This window comes from Cellulosimicrobium sp. MI9406 (assembly GCF_040595865.1).
In the GTDB taxonomy this organism is placed as follows: Bacteria; Actinomycetota; Actinomycetes; order Actinomycetales; family Cellulomonadaceae; genus Cellulosimicrobium; species Cellulosimicrobium funkei.
In genome coordinates this window covers 233737-251072 of sequence record NZ_JALIZI010000007.1, presented here as the reverse complement: position 1 = coordinate 251072, position 17336 = coordinate 233737, and the positions used below count along the sequence as shown (strand labels likewise).

Genomic DNA, 17336 nt, shown 5'->3' with positions numbered 1-17336 from the left:
ACGACCCGCCGCGGGCCCTTCGCGCGTCCGGGGTCACCAGATGCGCACGCGCTCCTCGGGGGCGAGGTAGAGCGCGTCGCCCGGCTGCACGTCGTAGGCGTCGTAGAACTCGTCCACGTTGCGCACGACCCCGTTGCAGCGGAACTCGTTGGGCGAGTGCGGGTCCGTCGCGATGCGGCGCACGACCTCCTCGTCCCGGCCCTTCGACTGCCACACCTGGGCCCAGCCGAGGAACACGCGCTCGATGCCCGTGAGCCCGTCGACGACGGGCGCCTCCTCCAGCGGACGGCCGAGCGCGATGCGGTACGCCTTGAGCGCGATCGACAGACCGCCGAGGTCGCCGATGTTCTCGCCGATGGTCAGCGCGCCGTTGACGTGCGGGCCGTCCTCGCCGAGCTGCGCGGGGCGGTACGCGTCGTACTGGGCGACGAGCGCCGTCGTGCGCTTCTCGAACTCCTCGCGGTCGCGCGCCGTCCACCAGTCCTCGAGGCGGCCCGCGCCGTCGTACTTGGAGCCCTGGTCGTCGAAGCCGTGACCGATCTCGTGGCCGATCACCGCGCCGATGCCGCCGTAGTTCACGGCGTCGTCGGCCTCGGGGTCGAAGAACGGGGGCTGCAGGATCGCGGCGGGGAAGACGATCTCGTTCATGCCCGGGTTGTAGTAGGCGTTGACCGTCTGCGGCGTCATGAACCACTCGTCGCGGTCGAGCGGGCGCCCGATCTTGCCGAGCTCGCGGTCCTGCTCGAACGCGTGGGCGCGGCGCACGTTGCCCACGAGGTCGTGCGCGTCGACGACGAGCGCCGAGTAGTCGCGCCACCGCACGGGGTAGCCGATCTTCGGGGTGAAGGCCTCGAGCTTGGCGAGCGCCCTCTCCTTCGTCTCGTCCGTCATCCAGTCGAGCGTCGTGATCGACTCGCGGTAGGCGGCCACGAGGGTGGCGACGAGCTCCTCCATGCGCGCCTTGTGCGCGGGCGGGAAGTGCCGCGCGACGTACTGCGCGCCGACGGCCTCGCCGAGCGCGCCCTCGACGACGGAGACGGCGCGCTTCCAGCGCTCGCGCACCTCCTGCGCGCCCGACAGCGTGCGCCCGTAGAAGTCGAAGTTCGCCTCGACGAGGTCGTCGGAGAGGTAGGGCGCCCGGGCGGTGACGAGGTGGTACACCATCCACAGCTTCCAGTCCTCGAGCGGCTCGCTCGCCCAGAGCTCGGCGAACCCGGCCGCGAAGTCCGGCTCGCGGACCACGACGTCGTCGAGCGAGCCCTGCGGCGCGCCGAGCGCGAGGACCCACGCGCGCCAGTCGAACCCGGGGGCCTCCTCGACGAGCGCGGCGAGCGTCCGCGGGTTGTACGTGAGGTCGGCGTCGCGGTCGCGCACGACGTCCCAGTGCTTCGCGGCGAGCCTCGTCTCGAGCGCCACGATCCGCTCGGCGGCGTCCTCGGGCGACGCGCCCCACGTCTCGGACGTGACGCCCGCGAGCGCGAGCATGCGCGCGACGTGCGGTACGTACTTCTCGCGCACCGGGGCGTACTGGTCCTCGCGGTAGTACGCCTCGTCCGGCAGGCCGAGCCCGGACTGGTAGAGGTAGGCGACGTAGCGCTCGGGGTCCTTCGCGTCGTTGTCGACCCAGAAGCCGACGGCGCCCGCGCCGCCCGTGCGCTGGAGGGCGCCGAGCGCCCCGGTGAGCTCGGCCTGCGTCGTGGCGGACGCGATGAGCGCGAGGTCGGGCTGCAGCGGCGTGGTGCCGAGCGCCTCGATCCGCTCGGTGTCCATGAAGCTCGCGTAGAGGGCCCCGACCTTCGCCGCGTCCGGCCCGACGTCCGCGCCGCCTGCCGCGACCTGCTCCCCGAGGTCCGTGATGATCTCGCGGACGTGCACCTCGGCCTGGTCGTGGAGCGCCCGGAACGCGCCGTCCATCGCGCGGTCGGCAGGGATCTCGTGCGTCGCGAGCCAGCGGCCGTTGACGTGGCGGTACAGGTCGTCCTGCGGGCGGACCGCGGGGTCCAGCGCGTCGAGGTCGATGCCGGAGCGCGCCGCGTCGGCCGGGCCGGACGAGGACGGAGGCGTGGACGTCGGGGAGGTCTGTGTCATGCGTCTCAGGCTACGGCCTCACCCCGGCGGCGAGGGGGCCCGCTGGGGCATGATGAGCCCATGCGCGTTCACATCGCCGCGGACCACGCCGGCTACGAGCTCAAGACCCATCTCGTCGAGCACCTGGGGGCGGCGGGTCACGACGTCGTCGACCACGGTGCCCACACCTACGACGCGCAGGACGACTACCCGTCGTTCTGCTTCGCGGCGGGCGAGGCGGTGGCGGCGGAGCCCGGCTCGCTGGGCGTCGTCATCGGCGGCTCGGGCAACGGCGAGCAGATCGCGGCGAACAAGGTCGTCGGCGTGCGCGCGGCGCTCGCCTGGAACCTGGAGACCGCGCGCCTCGGGCGCCAGCACAACGACGCGAACGTGGTCGCGGTGGGCGCGCGCCAGCACTCGGTGGACGAGGCGGTCGCGCTCGTCGACGCGTTCCTCGCGGAGCCGTTCAGCGGCGACCCGCGCCACCAGCGCCGCATCGACCAGCTCGCGGCGTACGAGGCGGCGCGCGGCACCTCGGCCTGACGTGCCCGAGGGCCACACCGTCCACCGCCTCGCGCGCGCCTTCGGTGAGCTGTTCACGGGCGAGCCGCTCGCGGTGAGCAGCCCGCAGGGCCGATTCGCCGCGGGAGCCGCCCTGCTCGACGGCCGCGTGCTCGTCGCGAGCGAGGCGTGGGGCAAGCAGATGTTCCTCGGCTTCGCGGGGCCGGGCGGCGCGTCCGACGACGTCCGCTGGCTCCGCGTGCACCTCGGCCTCTACGGCGCGTGGACGTTCGCGGGCGACGGCAGCACCGCCGTCGTGCACGCGATCGGCGCGCCCCGGCGCCGGATCGGCGAGCGCGAGACCGTCCCGGCGGGCCCTGGGGAGGTGCCCGGCGCGCCCGACGACGCCTGGTCGCCCCCGCCGCCGCGCGGCGCCGTGCGCGTCCGGCTCGTCGGCGCGCACGCGGTCGCGGACCTCACGGGCCCGACGGCGTGCGAGGTCGTCACGGACGACGAGAAGCGTGCGGTCGAGGACCGGCTCGGTCCGGACCCGATCCGCGACCCGGGCCCCGGCGAGCCCGACCCGCGCGACGCGTTCGTCGCCGCGGTGCGGCGCTCGCGCAGCCCCGTCGGGCTGCTCCTCATGAACCAGGACGTCGTCGCGGGCGTGGGGAACATCTACCGCGCGGAGGCGCTGTTCCGGGCCGGGCTCGACCCGATGCGCCCCGGCCGCGACGTGCCCGCCGAGGACCTGCGGACCCTGTGGGACGACCTCGTCGTGCTCATGCGCGACGGCGCGCGCACGGGCGCGATCGTCACGACGCGCCCCGAGCACCGCGACGACGGCGCGGGCGAGGCCCCCGACGAGGCGGGAGCGGGACGACGGCGCGTGCGGCAGAACACGGACGTCGCTCCCGGCGCCGTGCCCGCGGACGAGGCGTTCTACGTGTACCACCGCGACGGGCTGCCGTGCCGGGGGTGCGGCACGCCGGTGCTCCTCAAGGAGCTCGCGGGGCGCAACCTCTTCTGGTGCGGCGTCTGCCAGACGTGACGGCGGGCGCACCCGGGACCGGGTGCGCCCGACCGGTCAGAACACCCAGCTGCACACCGGGGCGACGGGCCAGCCGAGGGCCGCGCTCGTGCGCGCGAGCGCGCCGGGGGAGTGCTCGGTGACCAGACCTGCCGCGCCGAGGGCCGCGAGCGACGTCCCGCCCAGGTAGGTCGCGCCGAGCTCGCGCACGTCGAGGGAGACATCCGCCGCGTCGTCGGTCCGCTCGGCCGTCGCCGGGCCGAAGGCCTCCGCCCGCAGCCGCCAGCGCCCCGCGTTGTCGGGCAGTCGCTCGTCGGTCACGTGCAGCACGACGTCGACGTCCGCGGCGTACCGGCGCGCGGCGAGCGCGCCGGGCACGTCCACGACCCGCACCCAGAGGTTGTCCGCGAGGCGCGGCGACGCGGAGCGCGGGTCCACGAGCAGGCTCGTGACGACGTCGTCCACCGGCAGCATGAAGGGCGTCACCTCGTGCGTGAGGTCGAGGTCGGTGAGCACGCCCCACAGCGCGCGGGCGGCCGCGGCGTCGAGCGCGACGACCTCGCCCGTGCTCACCGGGCCGCGCGGGCCCGTCACCTCCCAGGAGAGCTTGCGGTGGAAGCGCGCGTACCCGCGCGGCTCGCCGTCGAGCTCGACGATCGCGATGCGCGTGGGCTCGCGGTCCTTGCGCCAGACCTTGGCGTCGTCCCAGAACGTCGCCTGGAGCTCGGGGGTCTCGCGTGTCGCCCACCCCGGACGGTTGATGCCCGCGCCCTGGCCCGTCGGGTCGGCGCCCGCGCGCTCGTGGATCGTCGCGACGAGCTCGCCGTGCCGCGCGCGGTCCGCGCGCTCGATGCGGACGGTGTGCCGCTCCGCGCCCGGGACGTCGCGCAGCGCGACGCCGCGCGGGACGGTGAGGCGCACGTCGTCGGCCGCCTTGCCGTACCCGAACCGGCCGTAGATCGCGGCCTCCGCCGCGAAAAGCGCCGAGACCGGCTCGCCCCGCTCGCGGCACCGGGCGAGGTGCGTGTCGATCATCGCGCTGAGGATGCCGCGCCGCCGGTGCGCGGGGTGGACGCCCACCCAGGTGAGGCCCGCGACCGGAGCGGTCGCGCCGGGGACCGGGAAGCGCGCGAACGGGTACGACGCGTGCATCCCCACGAGCTCGCGCCGCACGGGACGCGCGCCGTCGACGGGCGGCGCGTCCGCGTCCTCGCGCTCGACCGTCACGCCGAGCGCGCGCTCCCACGTGAGCGGGAACGGGAGGTCGACGAGCTCGTCGACCTCCACCGGCGAGGGGAACGTCGTGGTGTCGAGGTCGAGCACGTCGCGCAGGTCGGCGGACGTGAGGGGGACGAGCTCGTAGCCGTCGGGGAGGCGTGCGGGTCGGTGGTCGCTCATGCCCCCGATCCTCCTGTCCCGGGCCGTGCTCGCGCCAGGACATTCGCGACGGCTAGGGTCGGGCGCCATGGCACGACGCACCCCCGGACGCGGCGGCGACGACCGCGCCGACCCTCGCGCCCTCGCCCAGGAGTACGCGACCGCGGTGCTCGACCTCGTGCGGCGCGTCCCGCCCGCGCGGGCCATGACCTACGGGCTCGTCGCGGAGATCGTCGCGGAGTCGCTGGGGCGGGGCGGCCCGCGCCAGGTCGGGCAGGTGCTCGCCGGGTCGTCCGGGGTGGACGACGACGGCACCCCCGTGCCGTGGTGGCGGATCGTCAACGCGGCGGGGTCGCCGCCCGCGCACCACCTCGACGCGGCGCTCGCGGAGCTCCGCGCCGAGGGCTGCCCGCTGTCGCGCGACGGGCGTCGCGTGGACCTGCGCCGGGCGGTGTGGTTCCCCGGCGCCGACGGCTGACCGCGCGGCGCCGGGCCGGTCAGCCCGGGGTCGGGGCCGCGAGGAGCGGGGCGAGCGTCTGCACGGCCGTCGCGTCGCCCTGGACGAGGAGCGTCGTCACCGCCGTCTCGCGCCACGCCGCGAGGTCGCTCGCGATCTTCTCGGGGGGGCCGACGAGCGCGACGTCCTCGACCATCGCCGTCGGGACGGCGGCGGCCGCGAGGTCCTTGCGTCCCGCGAGGTAGTGCGCCTGGATCTCGTCGCACGCCTCGGCGTACCCGAGGCGGTCGAGCGCGTCGCGGTGGAAGTTCGCCCCCTTGGCGCCCATCCCGCCGACGTACAGCGCGAGGAACGGGCGCACCTGGTCCGCGGCCTGCTCGACGTGCTCGCGCACGACGACGGGGACGGTCGCGCTCACCTCGAACGCGGACTCGGGCGAGCGCTCGGGCGCGCGGCGCGCGAAGCCGTCCGCGAGGAGCTCGCGGAACGTCGCGTCCATGCGCGGCGAGTAGAACAGCGGGAGCCAGCCGTCCGCGATCTCGGCGGCGAGCGCGATGTTCTTCGGCCCCTCGGCCGCCAGGTGGATCGGGAGGTCGGCGCGCAGCGGGTGGACGGTCGAGCGCAGGGGCTTGCCCAGCCCGGTCCCGACGCCGTCGGGCAGGGGGAGGGGGTAGTGCGGGCCGGACGACGTCACGGGCGCCTCCCGGCGCAGGACGTCGCGCACGACCTGCACGTATTCGCGGGTCCGTGCGAGCGGCTTCGCGTACGGCTGGCCGTACCAGCCCTCGACCACCTGCGGCCCGGAGACGCCGAGGCCGAGGACGAACCGGCCGCCCGAGAGGTGGTCCATCGTCAGCGCGGCCATCGCCGTCGCGGTCGGGGTGCGCGCGGAGACCTGCGCGACGGCGGTCCCGAGGCGGATGCGGGTCGTGCGCGAGCCCCACCACGCCAGCGGCGTGAACGCGTCGGAGCCGTAGGCCTCCGCGGTCCAGACAGAGTCGACGCCGAGGCGGTCGGCCGCGACGACCGCGTCCTGGATGCCGTCGGGGGGACCGGCGGACCAGTAGCCGGTGTGGATGCCGAGGCGCATGCGCGCTCCTCCTCGTCGAGGGTCGTGGTGCCGGGACCGGCGGCCACGGACGGGCGGCTGCGGCCGGCGGTGAGCGGGCGGTACCCGAGGGCGCACCGGGCAGGGGGGTATCCGGTACGCGCGGTCTCAGGTACCGCCCACGACCACACTAGCCGATCCGGGGCCGCCCCCGGCGTCCTCCTCAGATGACGTACTCGATGAGGAGCGACGGGTCCTCGACGGCCTCCCGCGCGGCGGGCGTGCCCGCCGGCATCCGGACGGTGGCCGGCACGCCGACGGCGACCGCGCCCGGGGGCACGTCCTTGACGACGACGGCGTTGGCGCCGACCTGGACGTCGTCGCCGACCCACACCGGCCCGAGGATCTTCGCCCCGGCGCCGACGACGACCCGGTCGCCGAGCGTGGGGTGCCGCTTGCCCCGCTTCATCGAGCGCCCGCCGAGCGTCGACGTGTGGAACAGCACGACGTCGTCGCCGACCACGGCCGTCTCGCCCACGACGACGCCCATCCCGTGGTCGATGAACAGCCGTCGGCCGATGCGCGCGCCGGGGTGGATCTCCACGCCGGTGAGCGCGCGCGCCGCCTGCGACACGAGCCGCGCCGGCAGGCGCAGCAGGGGCTCGCGCCACATGCGGTGCGCGAGCCGGTAGGCCCACACGGCGTGCACGCCGGGGTACGCGAGAGCGACCTCGAGGCGGCTGCGCGCGGCGGGGTCCCGCCGTCGGGCCGCCTCGAGGTCCTCGCCGAGCACGCGCACGAACCGGCGCAGCCGGTGGCCGGCCGTCCGTGCGCGGGGGTGGGGGTCGGTCACGTCAGTCCAGCAGGTCGGCGTAGAGGACGGAGGACAGGTAGCGCTCGCCGAACGACGGGATGATCGTCACGATGAGCTTGCCCGCGTTCTCGGGACGCGCGGCGAGCTGCAGCGCGGCGGCGATCGCGGCGCCCGAGGAGATCCCGACGAGCAGGCCCTCCTCCTTGGCGGCGCGGCGCGCGTACTCGACGGCGGTCTCGGCGTTGACGTCGATCACCTCGTCGTAGACCGAGGTGTCGAGGATCTCGGGCACGAAGTTCGCGCCGATGCCCTGGATCTTGTGCGGGCCGGGCTGGCCGCCGTTGAGGATGGCCGACTCCTCGGGCTCGACCGCGACGATCTGCACGCCGGGCTTGCGCTCCTTGAGCACCTGGCCGACGCCCGTGATGGTGCCGCCCGTGCCGATGCCCGCGACGACGATGTCGACCGCGCCGTCGGTGTCGGCCCAGATCTCCTCGGCCGTCGTGCGGCGGTGGATCTCCGGGTTCGCCTCGTTCGCGAACTGGCGGGCGAGGATCGCGCCCTCGCGCTCGGCGACGATCTCGTCCGCGCGGCTGACCGCGCCCTTCATGCCCTCGGAGCCCGGCGTGAGGATGAGCTCGGCACCGAACGCGCGCAGCAGCGCGCGGCGCTCCTTCGACATCGTCTCCGGCATCGTGAGCACGACGTCGTACCCGCGCGCCGCACCCACCATCGCGAGCGCGATGCCGGTGTTGCCGGACGTCGCCTCGACGATCGTCCCGCCCGGCTTCAGCTCGCCGGACGCCTCGGCGGCGTCGATGATCGCGACGCCGATGCGGTCCTTGACCGAGTTGGCGGGGTTGTAGAACTCGAGCTTGCCCACCACGGTGGCGCCGAGCCCCTCGGTGAGCTTGTTGAGCCGGACCAGCGGGGTGTTGCCGACGAGCTGCGTGACGTCGTCGTAGATGCGTGCCATGTCTTCCTCTTCTGTCGACGGCTCGGGGTGAGCCGGGTGGGGGTACCGATGGGGAGCGGGGCGCGCCCGGTGGCCGGGGTCCAGCGTCTCGCGGGGGCGGCGCGGGCGCGCGCGGGCGACGGGACGGGCTCGGGCGGGACGAGGGGCGTGCGCGGGCGTGCCGGGGCACGCGGGGACGGCCGTCGTCAGCGGCAGCCGAGACAGCGACAACAGGAGGTGCGCGGCGCGGCGCGGTGCAGCGATGCAGGACGCGCGGTCGTCGCGGTCATTCCTCGCTCCTCCTGGTCGGTCGCGCCGGGGGAGTCGCCCGGAGCTCCGGGCGGGCCGACGGCGCGCGTGCCCCGAGGCTATCGGTCCGCGGCGCGGCCCTGCAACGCCGTCCGCGGGGCCCAGGAACGACGACGGGCGCCTCGCCGGGGAGGCGGGGCGCCCGTGGGGTCGTGGGACGAACGGAGCGGGCGACGGGAATCGAACCCGCGTAGCCAGTTTGGAAGACTGGGGCTCTACCATTGAGCTACGCCCGCGCGGGCCTCGGCTCGCCCGGTGGTCGGCCTGTGCGGCCGCCCGGGACGGCGTGCCACCGACCTGCGGCCGCCACCCTAGCAAACGTCTGGCGGGCCGCCCGTGCCGCGGCGTTCCCCACGCGGCGGCACGTCGGTCGCGCCCCGTCCCGCCAGTACACTTGCCCCTGGTCCGCCCGCCGTGGCGGACGACGGGGTGTGGCGCAGGTTGGTAGCGCGTCCGCTTTGGGAGCGGAAGGTCGCAGGTTCAAATCCTGTCACCCCGACCTTCGCGCGGCGCCCTGCGGGGCGCCGCGGGACGTCGTCGACGTCCGGGCCGCCGTGGTGGTCCCGTCCTGGGAGGTGCCCGTTGACCCCGTCCTCCGCGACCGCCGGTCCGGCAGCCCGCGTGACCCTCGCCGCGCTCGTCGCCGCGGGCAGCGGTGCGGTCCTCTCGCTCCAGGGACGCCTCAACGGCGACCTCGGAGCGGCGGGCACGGGGCCCGTCCTCGCCGCGTGGCTCTCCTACGTGGGCACCCTCCTCGCGACCGTGCTCGTGGTGGTCGCCCGCCGCCGCGTCCGGTCCACGCTCGCCGTCGTGCGCTCGTCCGCCTCATGGTGGTGGTTCGCCGTCGGGTTGTGCAGCGTGCCGATCGTCGTCGCCATGGCTGCCGGGATCCCCCTCGTCGGGGTCGCGGTCGCGTCCGTCTGCTCCGTGGCCGGCCAGACCGTCGCCGGGCTCGCGCTCGACGCGCGGGGCGTCGGGCTGCCCGCGCCGCTGCGGCTCACGCCGCGTCGTGCGGGCGCCGGCCTCGCGGCGCTCGCCGGTCTGGGCATCGCGGTGCTCGGGAGCAGCGCAGGCGGTCCCGGGTGGGCGGTCGTCGCGGCCGGTGCGGCGCTCTTCGTGGGCGGCGCGGTGCTGTGCGGGCAGCAGGCGGGCAACGGCCGCGTCACGCAGCTCACGGGCGACCCGGTCGTGGCGACCCTCACGTCGGTCACGGGCGGGCTCGCCGGGATCACGCTCGTGTGCGCGCTCGGCGTCCCGTTCGGCGTGCTCGACGGCGTCGTGCTGCCCCCGCAGTGGTGGCTCTACCTGGGCGGGCCGCTCGGGACGGTCGTCACCGTCGCGGCCGCGTTCGCCGTCCGCCACCTCGGCACGTTCGTCCTGACGCTGACCGTCGTCGGGGGCCAGATGGTCATGGCGGTCCTGCTCGACGTGCTCGGCGTGGTGGGGCTGCGCTGGCCGACCGTCGTCGCGACCGCGGTCGTCGCGCTCGCGGTGCTGCTCGTCGTGCCCCGGCCCGGACCGCGGCCCGGGTCGAGGTGAGGATCGGAGTCGGGACCACCGTTAGGTTCGGGGCGAGGATCGAGGTCGGGTCCGCGCGTCGGGCGCGCTTGACCGCTCGCGTACGATGGGACGGTTGCCCGTACGCCCGCGTGCGGTGCCGTCCCCGGCCGCCCGCGGCCCGCCCCGATCAGTTGGAGATCATCGAAGTGAAGAGCGCCGTCGAGACCCTGGACCCCACCAAGGTCAAGCTGACCGTCGAGGTGGAGTACGACGAGCTCAAGCCGAGCATCGACCACGCCTACAAGCACATCGCGGAGCAGGTGAACATCCCCGGCTTCCGCAAGGGCAAGGTCCCGCCCCGCGTCATCGACCAGCGCGTCGGCTGGGGCGCCGTGATCGAGCACGCCGTCAACGACGCGCTCTCCGGCTTCTACCGCCAGGCCGCGAGCGAGGAGAACCTGCGCCCCCTCGGCCAGCCCGAGGTCGAGGTCACCGAGATCCCGGCGAAGGCCGGCGAGGGCCAGCTGGTCTTCACCGCCGAGGTCGAGGTCCGCCCCGAGATCACGCTGCCCGCGCTCGACTCGCTCGCCATCACCGTCGAGCCCGCCGAGGTCACGGACGAGGACGTCACCGAGCGCCTCGACGCGCTGCGCGAGCGCTTCGGCACCCTCGTCGGCGTCGACCGCCCCGCGGCCGAGGGCGACTTCGTCGTGCTCGACCTGAAGGCCGAGATCGACGGCGAGGAGGTCGACTCCGTCTCCGGCGTGAGCTACCAGATCGGCTCGGGCAACATGCTCGAGGGCCTCGACGAGGCGCTCACCGGCCTCTCGGCCGAGGAGACGACCACGTTCAACGCGCCGCTGGCCGGCGGCGAGCACGAGGGCAAGGAGGCCGCGGTCACCGTCACCGCCACCTCCGTGAAGCAGCGCGACCTCCCCGAGGCCGACGACGACTTCGCCCAGCTCGCCTCCGAGTTCGACACGCTCGAGGAGCTCACCGCGGACCTGCGCGAGCAGGTCGCGAGCATCAAGACGTCGAACCAGGCCGTCGCCGCGCGCGACGAGCTGCTCAAGGCGCTCAACGACGCCGTCGAGATCCCCGTCCCCGCGGGCGCCGTCGAGGCCGAGGTGCACCGCCACCTCGAGTCCGAGGGCCGCCTGGAGGACGACACGCACCGCGCCGAGGTCACGGTCGAGGCGACGGACGCCCTGCGCAACCAGATCCTGCTCGACACCCTCGCCGAGCAGCTCGAGATCAAGGTCGCGCAGAACGAGCTCCTCGAGTACCTCGTGAGCGCCTCGCGCCAGTACGGGATGGACCCGAACCAGTTCATCCAGTCGCTCGACCAGGGCGGGCAGATCCCCGCGATGGTCGGCGAGGTCGCGCGCTCCAAGTCGCTCGCCGTCGCGCTGCGCCAGATCGAGGTCAAGGACACCGCCGGCAACGTCGTCGACCTGACCGAGTTCATCGGCTCTGACGACGAGGACGCCGCCGCGGACGAGTCCGTCGAGGACGTCGCGGGCGAGCCGGTCGAGGAGGCGCTCGTGGACGACTCGGCCGCCCCCGCCGCCGACGCCCCGGTCGAGGACGACGAGAAGGACGCGACGAAGGCCTGACGCGTCGCCGGCCCCCGGCCGGACGGTCCCCACGACGGCCCGCACCCTCCACGCGAGGGTGCGGGCCGTCGTCGTCGGCGAGGGGCGTGGTGGCTGGTGCGCCGTCAGCGAAAACGCGGCCCGCCGGGACGAACGGCGGGCACGGACCGCGTTAGGGTCACTGCAGCACGGCTGGACCGGGACGCCGTCCCGGCCGGCCAGGGCAGCGCAGGCGGGGGCGACCCGCGGGAGCGACGAAGGAGATGGATGTGAACGAGCTGTACCTGCCGTCCGACGCGACGGCCCCGGTGAACCGCGCCGAGGGTCCGGGCCTCGGACTCAACGACTCCATCTACAACCGGCTCCTCAAGGAGCGCATCATCTGGCTCGGCTCGGAGGTGCGCGACGAGAACGCGAACGCCATCTGCGCCCAGATGATGCTGCTCGCCGCGGAGGACCCGGACAAGGACATCTGGCTCTACATCAACTCGCCCGGCGGCTCGATCACGGCCGGCATGGCGATCTACGACACGATGCAGTACATCCAGCCCGACGTCGCGACGATCGCCATGGGCATGGCGGCGTCGATGGGGCAGTTCCTGCTCTCGTCCGGCACGAAGGGCAAGCGGTACGCGACGCCGCACGCGCGCGTCATGATGCACCAGCCGTCCGGCGGCATCGGCGGCACGGCGACCGACGTGCGCATCAACGCGCAGCTGATCATGCACATGAAGCAGGTGCTCTCCGAGCTCACGGCCGAGCAGACCGGCAAGCCGCTCGAGCAGATCCTCAAGGACAACGACCGGGACAGCTGGTTCACCGCGCAGGAGGCGCTGGAGTACGGCTTCATCGACCACGTCGTCACCAACGCGTCGTCCGTGACCGGCGGCGGCGGCACCACGGGTTCCTGACCCCGCACCGGACACCAGACTTCACCGAGGAGAACCCGTGAGCTTCAGCGCCGAGTCCCAGTACCTGTCCACCGCCCAGCGCCTCGCCGGCCCCGCGGCCCGCCCCGGCGGCATCGCCCTGCCGGGCGGTGCGCCGTCCGCCCGCTACGTGCTCCCGCAGTTCGAGGAGCGCACCGCCTACGGCTTCAAGCGACAGGACCCCTACACCAAGCTGTTCGAGGACCGCATCATCTTCCTGGGCGTCCAGGTCGACGACGCGTCCGCGGACGACGTCATGGCCCAGCTCCTCGTGCTCGAGAGCCAGGACCCGGACCGCGACGTCATCCTCTACATCAACTCGCCGGGCGGGTCGTTCACCGCGATGACCGCGCTCTACGACACGATGCAGTACATCAAGCCCCAGATCCAGACGGTCTGCCTCGGCCAGGCGGCCTCCGCCGCGGCCGTGCTGCTCGCCGCGGGCCAGCCGGGCAAGCGTCTCGCGCTCCCCAACGCGCGCGTGCTCATCCACCAGCCCGCGATGGAGGGTGGCGGCTACGCGCAGGCGTCCGACATCGAGATCCACGCGAACGAGCTCATCCGCATGCGCGAGTGGCTCGAGGACACCCTCGCGCTGCACTCGGGCAAGTCGGTCGAGCAGGTCCGCCAGGACATCGAGCGCGACAAGATCCTCACCGCCGAGCAGGCGAAGGAGTACGGCCTCGTGGACCAGGTCCTCGAGAGCCGCAAGGCCGTCGCGGTCAACAAGCCGTGACCCGGTCCGCCTGACCACGCGCCGCGCCGCCGTCCCCGCCGGGGTCGGCGGCGCGACACGTTGCGCCCCGTGCGGAGAGCCCACCTGACAACGGGGGCCCCGTGGTGTGGAATGGGGAGCAGGACCCGCTCGGCCGTGCCCGGGCCCCGCGCCGTCGAACCCGACGGGCGGAGGACCGGTCACCGGGACAAGGAGACGCGTAGTGGCTCGTATCTCAGACGGTGCCGACCTGCTGAAGTGCTCGTTCTGCGGCAAGTCGCAGAAGCAGGTCAAGAAGCTCATCGCGGGCCCCGGCGTGTACATCTGCGACGAGTGCATCGACCTCTGCAACGAGATCATCGAGGAGGAGCTCGCCGAGGCGACGGAGCTCGGTCTCACGGAGCTGCCCAAGCCCAAGGAGATCTTCGAGTTCCTCGAGCAGTACGTCATCGGCCAGGACGCCGCGAAGCGGGCTCTGGCCGTCGCCGTCTACAACCACTACAAGCGCGTGCAGGCGGGCGAGCAGGCCAAGCCCTCGAACCCGGACGACGCGGACTACGTGGAGCTGGCGAAGTCGAACATCTTGTTGATCGGTCCGACGGGGACGGGCAAGACGTATCTGGCGCAGACGTTGGCGCGGATGTTGAACGTGCCTTTTGCGATCGCGGACGCGACGGCGCTCACCGAGGCGGGGTATGTCGGTGAGGACGTGGAGAACATTCTGCTGAAGCTGGTGCAGGCGGCGGACTTCGATGTGAAGAAGGCTGAGACGGGCATCATCTACATCGATGAGATCGACAAGGTGGCGCGGAAGGCGGAGAACCCCTCGATCACGCGGGACGTGTCGGGTGAGGGTGTGCAGCAGGCGTTGTTGAAGATCATCGAGGGCACGTCGGCGTCGGTGCCGCCGCAGGGTGGTCGTAAGCATCCGCACCAGGAGTTCATCCAGGTGGACACCTCGAACGTGCTGTTCATCGTGGCGGGGGCTTTTGCGGGGTTGGACGACATCGTGGCGGCGCGGGCGCGCAAGCGGGGTGTGGGGTTTGGTGCGCCGATCGAGACGGGTGCGGGGGAGGACCTGTTCGCGCAGGTGCGCCCGGAGGATCTGCACCGGTTCGGGTTGATCCCGGAGTTCATCGGGCGCCTTCCGGTGATCGCGTCGGTGGCGGCGTTGGATCGTGAGGCGTTGGTGCGGATCTTGACCCAGCCGCGGAATGCGTTGGTGAAGCAGTATCAGCGGATGTTCGCGATCGACGGGGTGGAGCTGGAGTTCACCGAGGGTGCGGTCGAGGCGGTCGCGGAGCAGGCGTTGTTGCGTGGGACGGGGGCGCGGGGGTTGCGCGCGATCATGGAGGAGGTGTTGCAGCAGGTGATGTTCGACGTGCCGTCGCGTGATGACGTGGAGCGGGTCGTGATCACGCGCGAGGTCGTGCTGGACAACGTCAATCCCACGATCGTGCCGCGCACCACGACCGCGCGAGCACGCACCCCGCGCGAGAAGTCCGCCTGACCCCACCGACCGTCGAACAGGCGATGTAGCTCGGCCGAGCAGGTGGTCCTGGTCCGTCTCGTCACCCGGACGCACCAGGACCTCCTGCTCGACCCGTGACCGGGGCCGGGGGTGGGTCGTCAGGCGTCGGCGCCGACCTTCGAGCCGTAGAGCGTGTCGATCGTGTCGGCGAAGTCGTCGATGACCAGGCGGCGCTTCACCTTGAGCGACGGCGTGAGGTAGCCGTTCTGCTCGGTGAAGTCCGTCGTGAGCACGGTGATCTTGCGGATCGACTCGGCCCGGGAGACGGCCTCGTTGGCGTGCGCGACGGCGCGGTCGAGCGCGGCGAGCACGTCGGCGTCGTGCGCGGCCGTCTCGACGTCCATCGGACGCAGGCCGTGCGTCGCGAGCCAGCCCGGCAGCATCTCGGCGTCGAGCGTGACGAGGGCGCCGATGAAGGGTCGCTGGTCGCCCACGACGACGACCTGGCTCACGAGCGGGTGCGCGCGCAGCCGGTCCTCGAGCACGGCCGGCGCGACGTTCTTGCCGCCGGCGGTCACGATGATCTCCTTCTTGCGGCCGGTGATGCGCAGGTAGCCGTCGTCGTCGAACGCGCCGAGGTCGCCGGTGCGGAACCAGCCGTCCTGGAGCGCCTCGGCGGTGAGCTCGGGCTGGTTGCGGTAGCCGCGGAAGATGTGGTCGCCCTTGACGAGGAGCTCGCCGTCCGCGTCGATGCGCAGGGACGTGCCGGGGAACGCGGGCCCGACCGTCCCGATCTTCGTCAGGCCGGGCAGGTTCACGGCCGTGGGGGCCGTGGTCTCGGTGAGGCCGTAGCCCTCGAGGATGCGCAGCCCGACCCCGCGGTAGAAGTGGCCCAGCCGCTCGCCGAGCGGCGCGCCGCCGGAGATGGAGTACGTGAGCCGGCCGCCCATGGCGGCGCGCAGCGTCGAGTAGACGAGCCGGTCCGCGACGGCGTGCTGGAGGCGCAGCCCGAGCGCGGGGCCGCCCGGCGTGTCGAGCGCCCGGGACCAGGTGATGGCGACCTTGGCCGCCCAGTGGAAGATCTTGCGCTTGGCGCCGGTCCCGGTCTTCTGCTCGGCGGTGTTGTAGACCTTCTCGAACACGCGCGGCACGGCGAGCAGGAACGTCGGGTGGAACGAGCCGAGGTCCGCGACGAGGTTCTTCGTGTCCCAGGAGTGCGCGAGGACCGCGTTCGACGCGACGACGACGACCTGGATGAACCGGGCGAACACGTGCGCGAGCGGCAGGAACAGCAGGGTGCGTGCGCCGTCGGCGTCGAGGATCTCGGCGAGGCCGGCCCGGCCGTTGAGCGCGAGGTGCACGAAGTTGCGGTGGGTGAGCTCGACGCCCTTGGGGCGCCCGGTCGACCCGGACGTGTAGATGACCGTCGCGAGGTCGTCGACGCGCTGCGCGGCCCGACGACGCTCGACCTCCGCGGCGGAGACGTCGGCCCCGGCGGCGCGCAGGGCGTCGACGGCGCCGTCCTCGACGACGAGGACGTCCTCCAGGCCGGGCAGGCGGTCGCGCACGGTCGCGACCTCGGCCGCGTGGGCCGCCGTCTCGACGACGGCGAGCCGGACGCCGGCGTCCGACAGGATCCAGTGCACCTGCTCGGCGGACGACGTCTCGTAGACGGGGACGGGCACGGCACCCACGGCCCAGGCGGCGAAGTCGAGGAGGGTCCACTCGTAGCGGGTGCGCGACATGATCGCGACGTGGTCGCCGGGCTCGATGCCGCGCGCGAGGAGGCCGCGGGCGACCGCGACGACGTCGTCCTCGAACTCCTGCGCGGTGACGCGCTCCCACGGACCGTCGGCGGTGGTGCGGCGCTCGACGAGCGTCGCCCGGGGGTCGCGCGCGACACGGTCGGTGAGGAGGGTGCTGATGGTCGCCGTGGGGGAGACCTCGACGAGGCTCGGCGACGTGTGTTCCGTCATGAAACTCTCCGCTGAGTGGGACGGTAGGGAGGGACGGCGAGCCACTTTACTCCGTACTCCGAGTATCGAGTTCCTCGACGCCCGACGGGCACCCCTAGGATCGGTGGGTGACGAACGACCCCGGGCAGCCCGCCGTCCCCGACGAGATCCTCCGCCTGCGCGACAGCATCGACAACATCGACGCGGCGCTCATGCACCTGCTCGCGGAGCGGTTCAAGTTCACGCGCCGCGTGGGCGAGCTCAAGGCGCAGGGCGGGCTCCCGCCCGCGGACCCGGACCGGGACCGCCAGCAGATCGCCCGGCTCACGGGCATCGCGAGCTCCGCCGGTCTCGACCCGGAGTTCGCCGAGCAGTTCCGCGCGTTCATCGTCCACGAGGTCATCCGCCACCACGAGCGCATCGCCGCCGAGCACGCCGCCTCGGGCGAGGGGACCCCGGTCCTCGACACCTATTCCTGACGGCCCGGGAGCGGACCGGGCGAGGGTCGAAAGGCCGGCGCGAGGTGCCCCCCGGGCCCGACGCGCGGTGGCGACCCCCGTCGATCTGACGGACCCTGGTGGGGACCCAGGGCGGGCCCCGGGCGTCGGCACCG

Annotated in this window: 15 protein-coding genes and 2 tRNA genes; 10 read left to right on the top strand and 7 right to left on the bottom strand. The window is 73.6% G+C overall.

Annotated features, from left to right (window positions below; translation table 11 throughout):
* Window positions 1-33 precede the first annotated feature (33 nt).
* On the bottom strand, window positions 34-2088 hold the full coding sequence (locus tag MT994_RS14800; protein WP_354806859.1) for a M13 family metallopeptidase: 2055 nt from the start codon (window positions 2086-2088) through the stop codon (window positions 34-36).
* Between the two features lie 60 nt (window positions 2089-2148).
* Between MT994_RS14800 and MT994_RS14795 the strand changes: the two genes are divergently transcribed.
* A complete protein-coding gene (locus tag MT994_RS14795; RefSeq protein ID WP_021482425.1) occupies window positions 2149-2610 on the top strand; it encodes a ribose-5-phosphate isomerase in 462 nt (153 codons plus the stop codon).
* A 1-nt stretch (window position 2611) separates the two neighbouring features.
* Window positions 2612-3619, top strand: a complete 1008-nt coding sequence (locus MT994_RS14790) for an Fpg/Nei family DNA glycosylase (protein WP_354806857.1) — start codon at window positions 2612-2614, stop codon at window positions 3617-3619.
* A gap of 36 nt (window positions 3620-3655) precedes the next feature.
* Here MT994_RS14790 and MT994_RS14785 read toward each other — a convergent pair whose 3' ends face one another.
* A complete protein-coding gene (locus tag MT994_RS14785; protein ID WP_076406714.1) occupies window positions 3656-4996 on the bottom strand; it encodes a GNAT family N-acetyltransferase in 1341 nt (446 codons plus the stop codon).
* 67 nt (window positions 4997-5063) lie between these two features.
* Between MT994_RS14785 and MT994_RS14780 the strand changes: the two genes are divergently transcribed.
* Window positions 5064-5453: an MGMT family protein gene (locus MT994_RS14780; RefSeq protein ID WP_083712040.1), complete on the top strand. Its 390-nt coding sequence runs from the start codon at window positions 5064-5066 to the stop codon at window positions 5451-5453.
* A gap of 19 nt (window positions 5454-5472) precedes the next feature.
* On the opposite strand, the gene MT994_RS14775 is transcribed toward MT994_RS14780, so the two are convergent.
* The 4 genes from MT994_RS14775 to MT994_RS14760 form a co-directional block, all read right to left on the bottom strand.
* The gene (locus tag MT994_RS14775; RefSeq protein ID WP_061269278.1) at window positions 5473-6522 is read right to left on the bottom strand and encodes an LLM class F420-dependent oxidoreductase; all 1050 of its coding nucleotides are present in this window, start codon (window positions 6520-6522) and stop codon (window positions 5473-5475) included.
* A 181-nt stretch (window positions 6523-6703) separates the two neighbouring features.
* Complete coding sequence (gene epsC, locus MT994_RS14770) at window positions 6704-7333, bottom strand: serine O-acetyltransferase EpsC (RefSeq protein ID WP_076406715.1); 630 nt, start codon at window positions 7331-7333, stop codon at window positions 6704-6706.
* Between the two features lies 1 nt (window position 7334).
* On the bottom strand, window positions 7335-8270 hold the full coding sequence (cysK, locus tag MT994_RS14765; protein WP_021482934.1) for a cysteine synthase A: 936 nt from the start codon (window positions 8268-8270) through the stop codon (window positions 7335-7337).
* Window positions 8271-8723: 453 nt separating this feature from the next.
* A tRNA-Gly gene (locus MT994_RS14760) sits at window positions 8724-8794 on the bottom strand.
* Window positions 8795-8983: 189 nt separating this feature from the next.
* Between MT994_RS14760 and MT994_RS14755 the strand changes: the two genes are divergently transcribed.
* The 6 genes from MT994_RS14755 to clpX all read left to right on the top strand — a co-directional run bounded on the left by MT994_RS14755 (window position 8984) and on the right by clpX (window position 14807).
* A tRNA-Pro gene (locus MT994_RS14755) sits at window positions 8984-9057 on the top strand.
* Between the two features lie 83 nt (window positions 9058-9140).
* Entirely contained in the window at window positions 9141-10097 is a 957-nt protein-coding gene (locus tag MT994_RS14750) for a DMT family transporter (protein ID WP_083712041.1), read from the top strand.
* Between the two features lie 167 nt (window positions 10098-10264).
* Entirely contained in the window at window positions 10265-11674 is a 1410-nt protein-coding gene (gene tig / locus MT994_RS14745; RefSeq protein WP_061269281.1) for a trigger factor, read from the top strand.
* A 242-nt stretch (window positions 11675-11916) separates the two neighbouring features.
* Complete coding sequence (locus tag MT994_RS14740; protein WP_044144211.1) at window positions 11917-12564, top strand: ATP-dependent Clp protease proteolytic subunit; 648 nt, start codon at window positions 11917-11919, stop codon at window positions 12562-12564.
* 37 nt (window positions 12565-12601) lie between these two features.
* Window positions 12602-13318 carry an ATP-dependent Clp protease proteolytic subunit gene (locus MT994_RS14735; RefSeq protein WP_021482022.1) on the top strand — a complete coding sequence of 239 codons (717 nt, stop codon included), beginning with the start codon at window positions 12602-12604 and terminating at the stop codon, window positions 13316-13318.
* A gap of 202 nt (window positions 13319-13520) precedes the next feature.
* Window positions 13521-14807: an ATP-dependent Clp protease ATP-binding subunit ClpX gene (clpX, locus tag MT994_RS14730; protein ID WP_085388150.1), complete on the top strand. Its 1287-nt coding sequence runs from the start codon at window positions 13521-13523 to the stop codon at window positions 14805-14807.
* A 119-nt stretch (window positions 14808-14926) separates the two neighbouring features.
* On the opposite strand, the gene MT994_RS14725 is transcribed toward clpX, so the two are convergent.
* Window positions 14927-16744 (bottom strand): AMP-dependent synthetase/ligase, encoded by a 1818-nt coding sequence (locus MT994_RS14725; RefSeq protein WP_354806853.1) that lies wholly within the window; start codon window positions 16742-16744, stop codon window positions 14927-14929.
* Window positions 16745-16851: 107 nt separating this feature from the next.
* Here MT994_RS14725 and MT994_RS14720 point away from each other — a divergent pair, with 107 nt between their 5' ends.
* Window positions 16852-17202: a chorismate mutase gene (locus MT994_RS14720; RefSeq protein ID WP_021482739.1), complete on the top strand. Its 351-nt coding sequence runs from the start codon at window positions 16852-16854 to the stop codon at window positions 17200-17202.
* Window positions 17203-17336: the final 134 nt, after the last annotated feature.

What these genes read in the sequence shown, in the direction of transcription:
- MT994_RS14775 (WP_061269278.1), bottom strand. Translation starts at nt 6,522, where the DNA reads ATGCGCCTCGGCATCCACACCGGCTACTGGTCCGCCGGTCCCCCCGAC.
- MT994_RS14740 (WP_044144211.1), top strand. Translation starts at nt 11,917, where the DNA reads ATGGATGTGAACGAGCTGTACCTGCCGTCCGACGCGACGGCCCCGGTG.
- MT994_RS14795 (WP_021482425.1), top strand. Translation starts at nt 2,149, where the DNA reads ATGCGCGTTCACATCGCCGCGGACCACGCCGGCTACGAGCTCAAGACC.
- MT994_RS14785 (WP_076406714.1), bottom strand. Translation starts at nt 4,996, where the DNA reads ATGAGCGACCACCGACCCGCACGCCTCCCCGACGGCTACGAGCTCGTC.
- MT994_RS14780 (WP_083712040.1), top strand. Translation starts at nt 5,064, where the DNA reads ATGGCACGACGCACCCCCGGACGCGGCGGCGACGACCGCGCCGACCCT.
- cysK (WP_021482934.1), bottom strand. Translation starts at nt 8,270, where the DNA reads ATGGCACGCATCTACGACGACGTCACGCAGCTCGTCGGCAACACCCCG.
- MT994_RS14800 (WP_354806859.1), bottom strand. Translation starts at nt 2,088, where the DNA reads ATGACACAGACCTCCCCGACGTCCACGCCTCCGTCCTCGTCCGGCCCG.
- MT994_RS14725 (WP_354806853.1), bottom strand. Translation starts at nt 16,744, where the DNA reads ATGACGGAACACACGTCGCCGAGCCTCGTCGAGGTCTCCCCCACGGCG.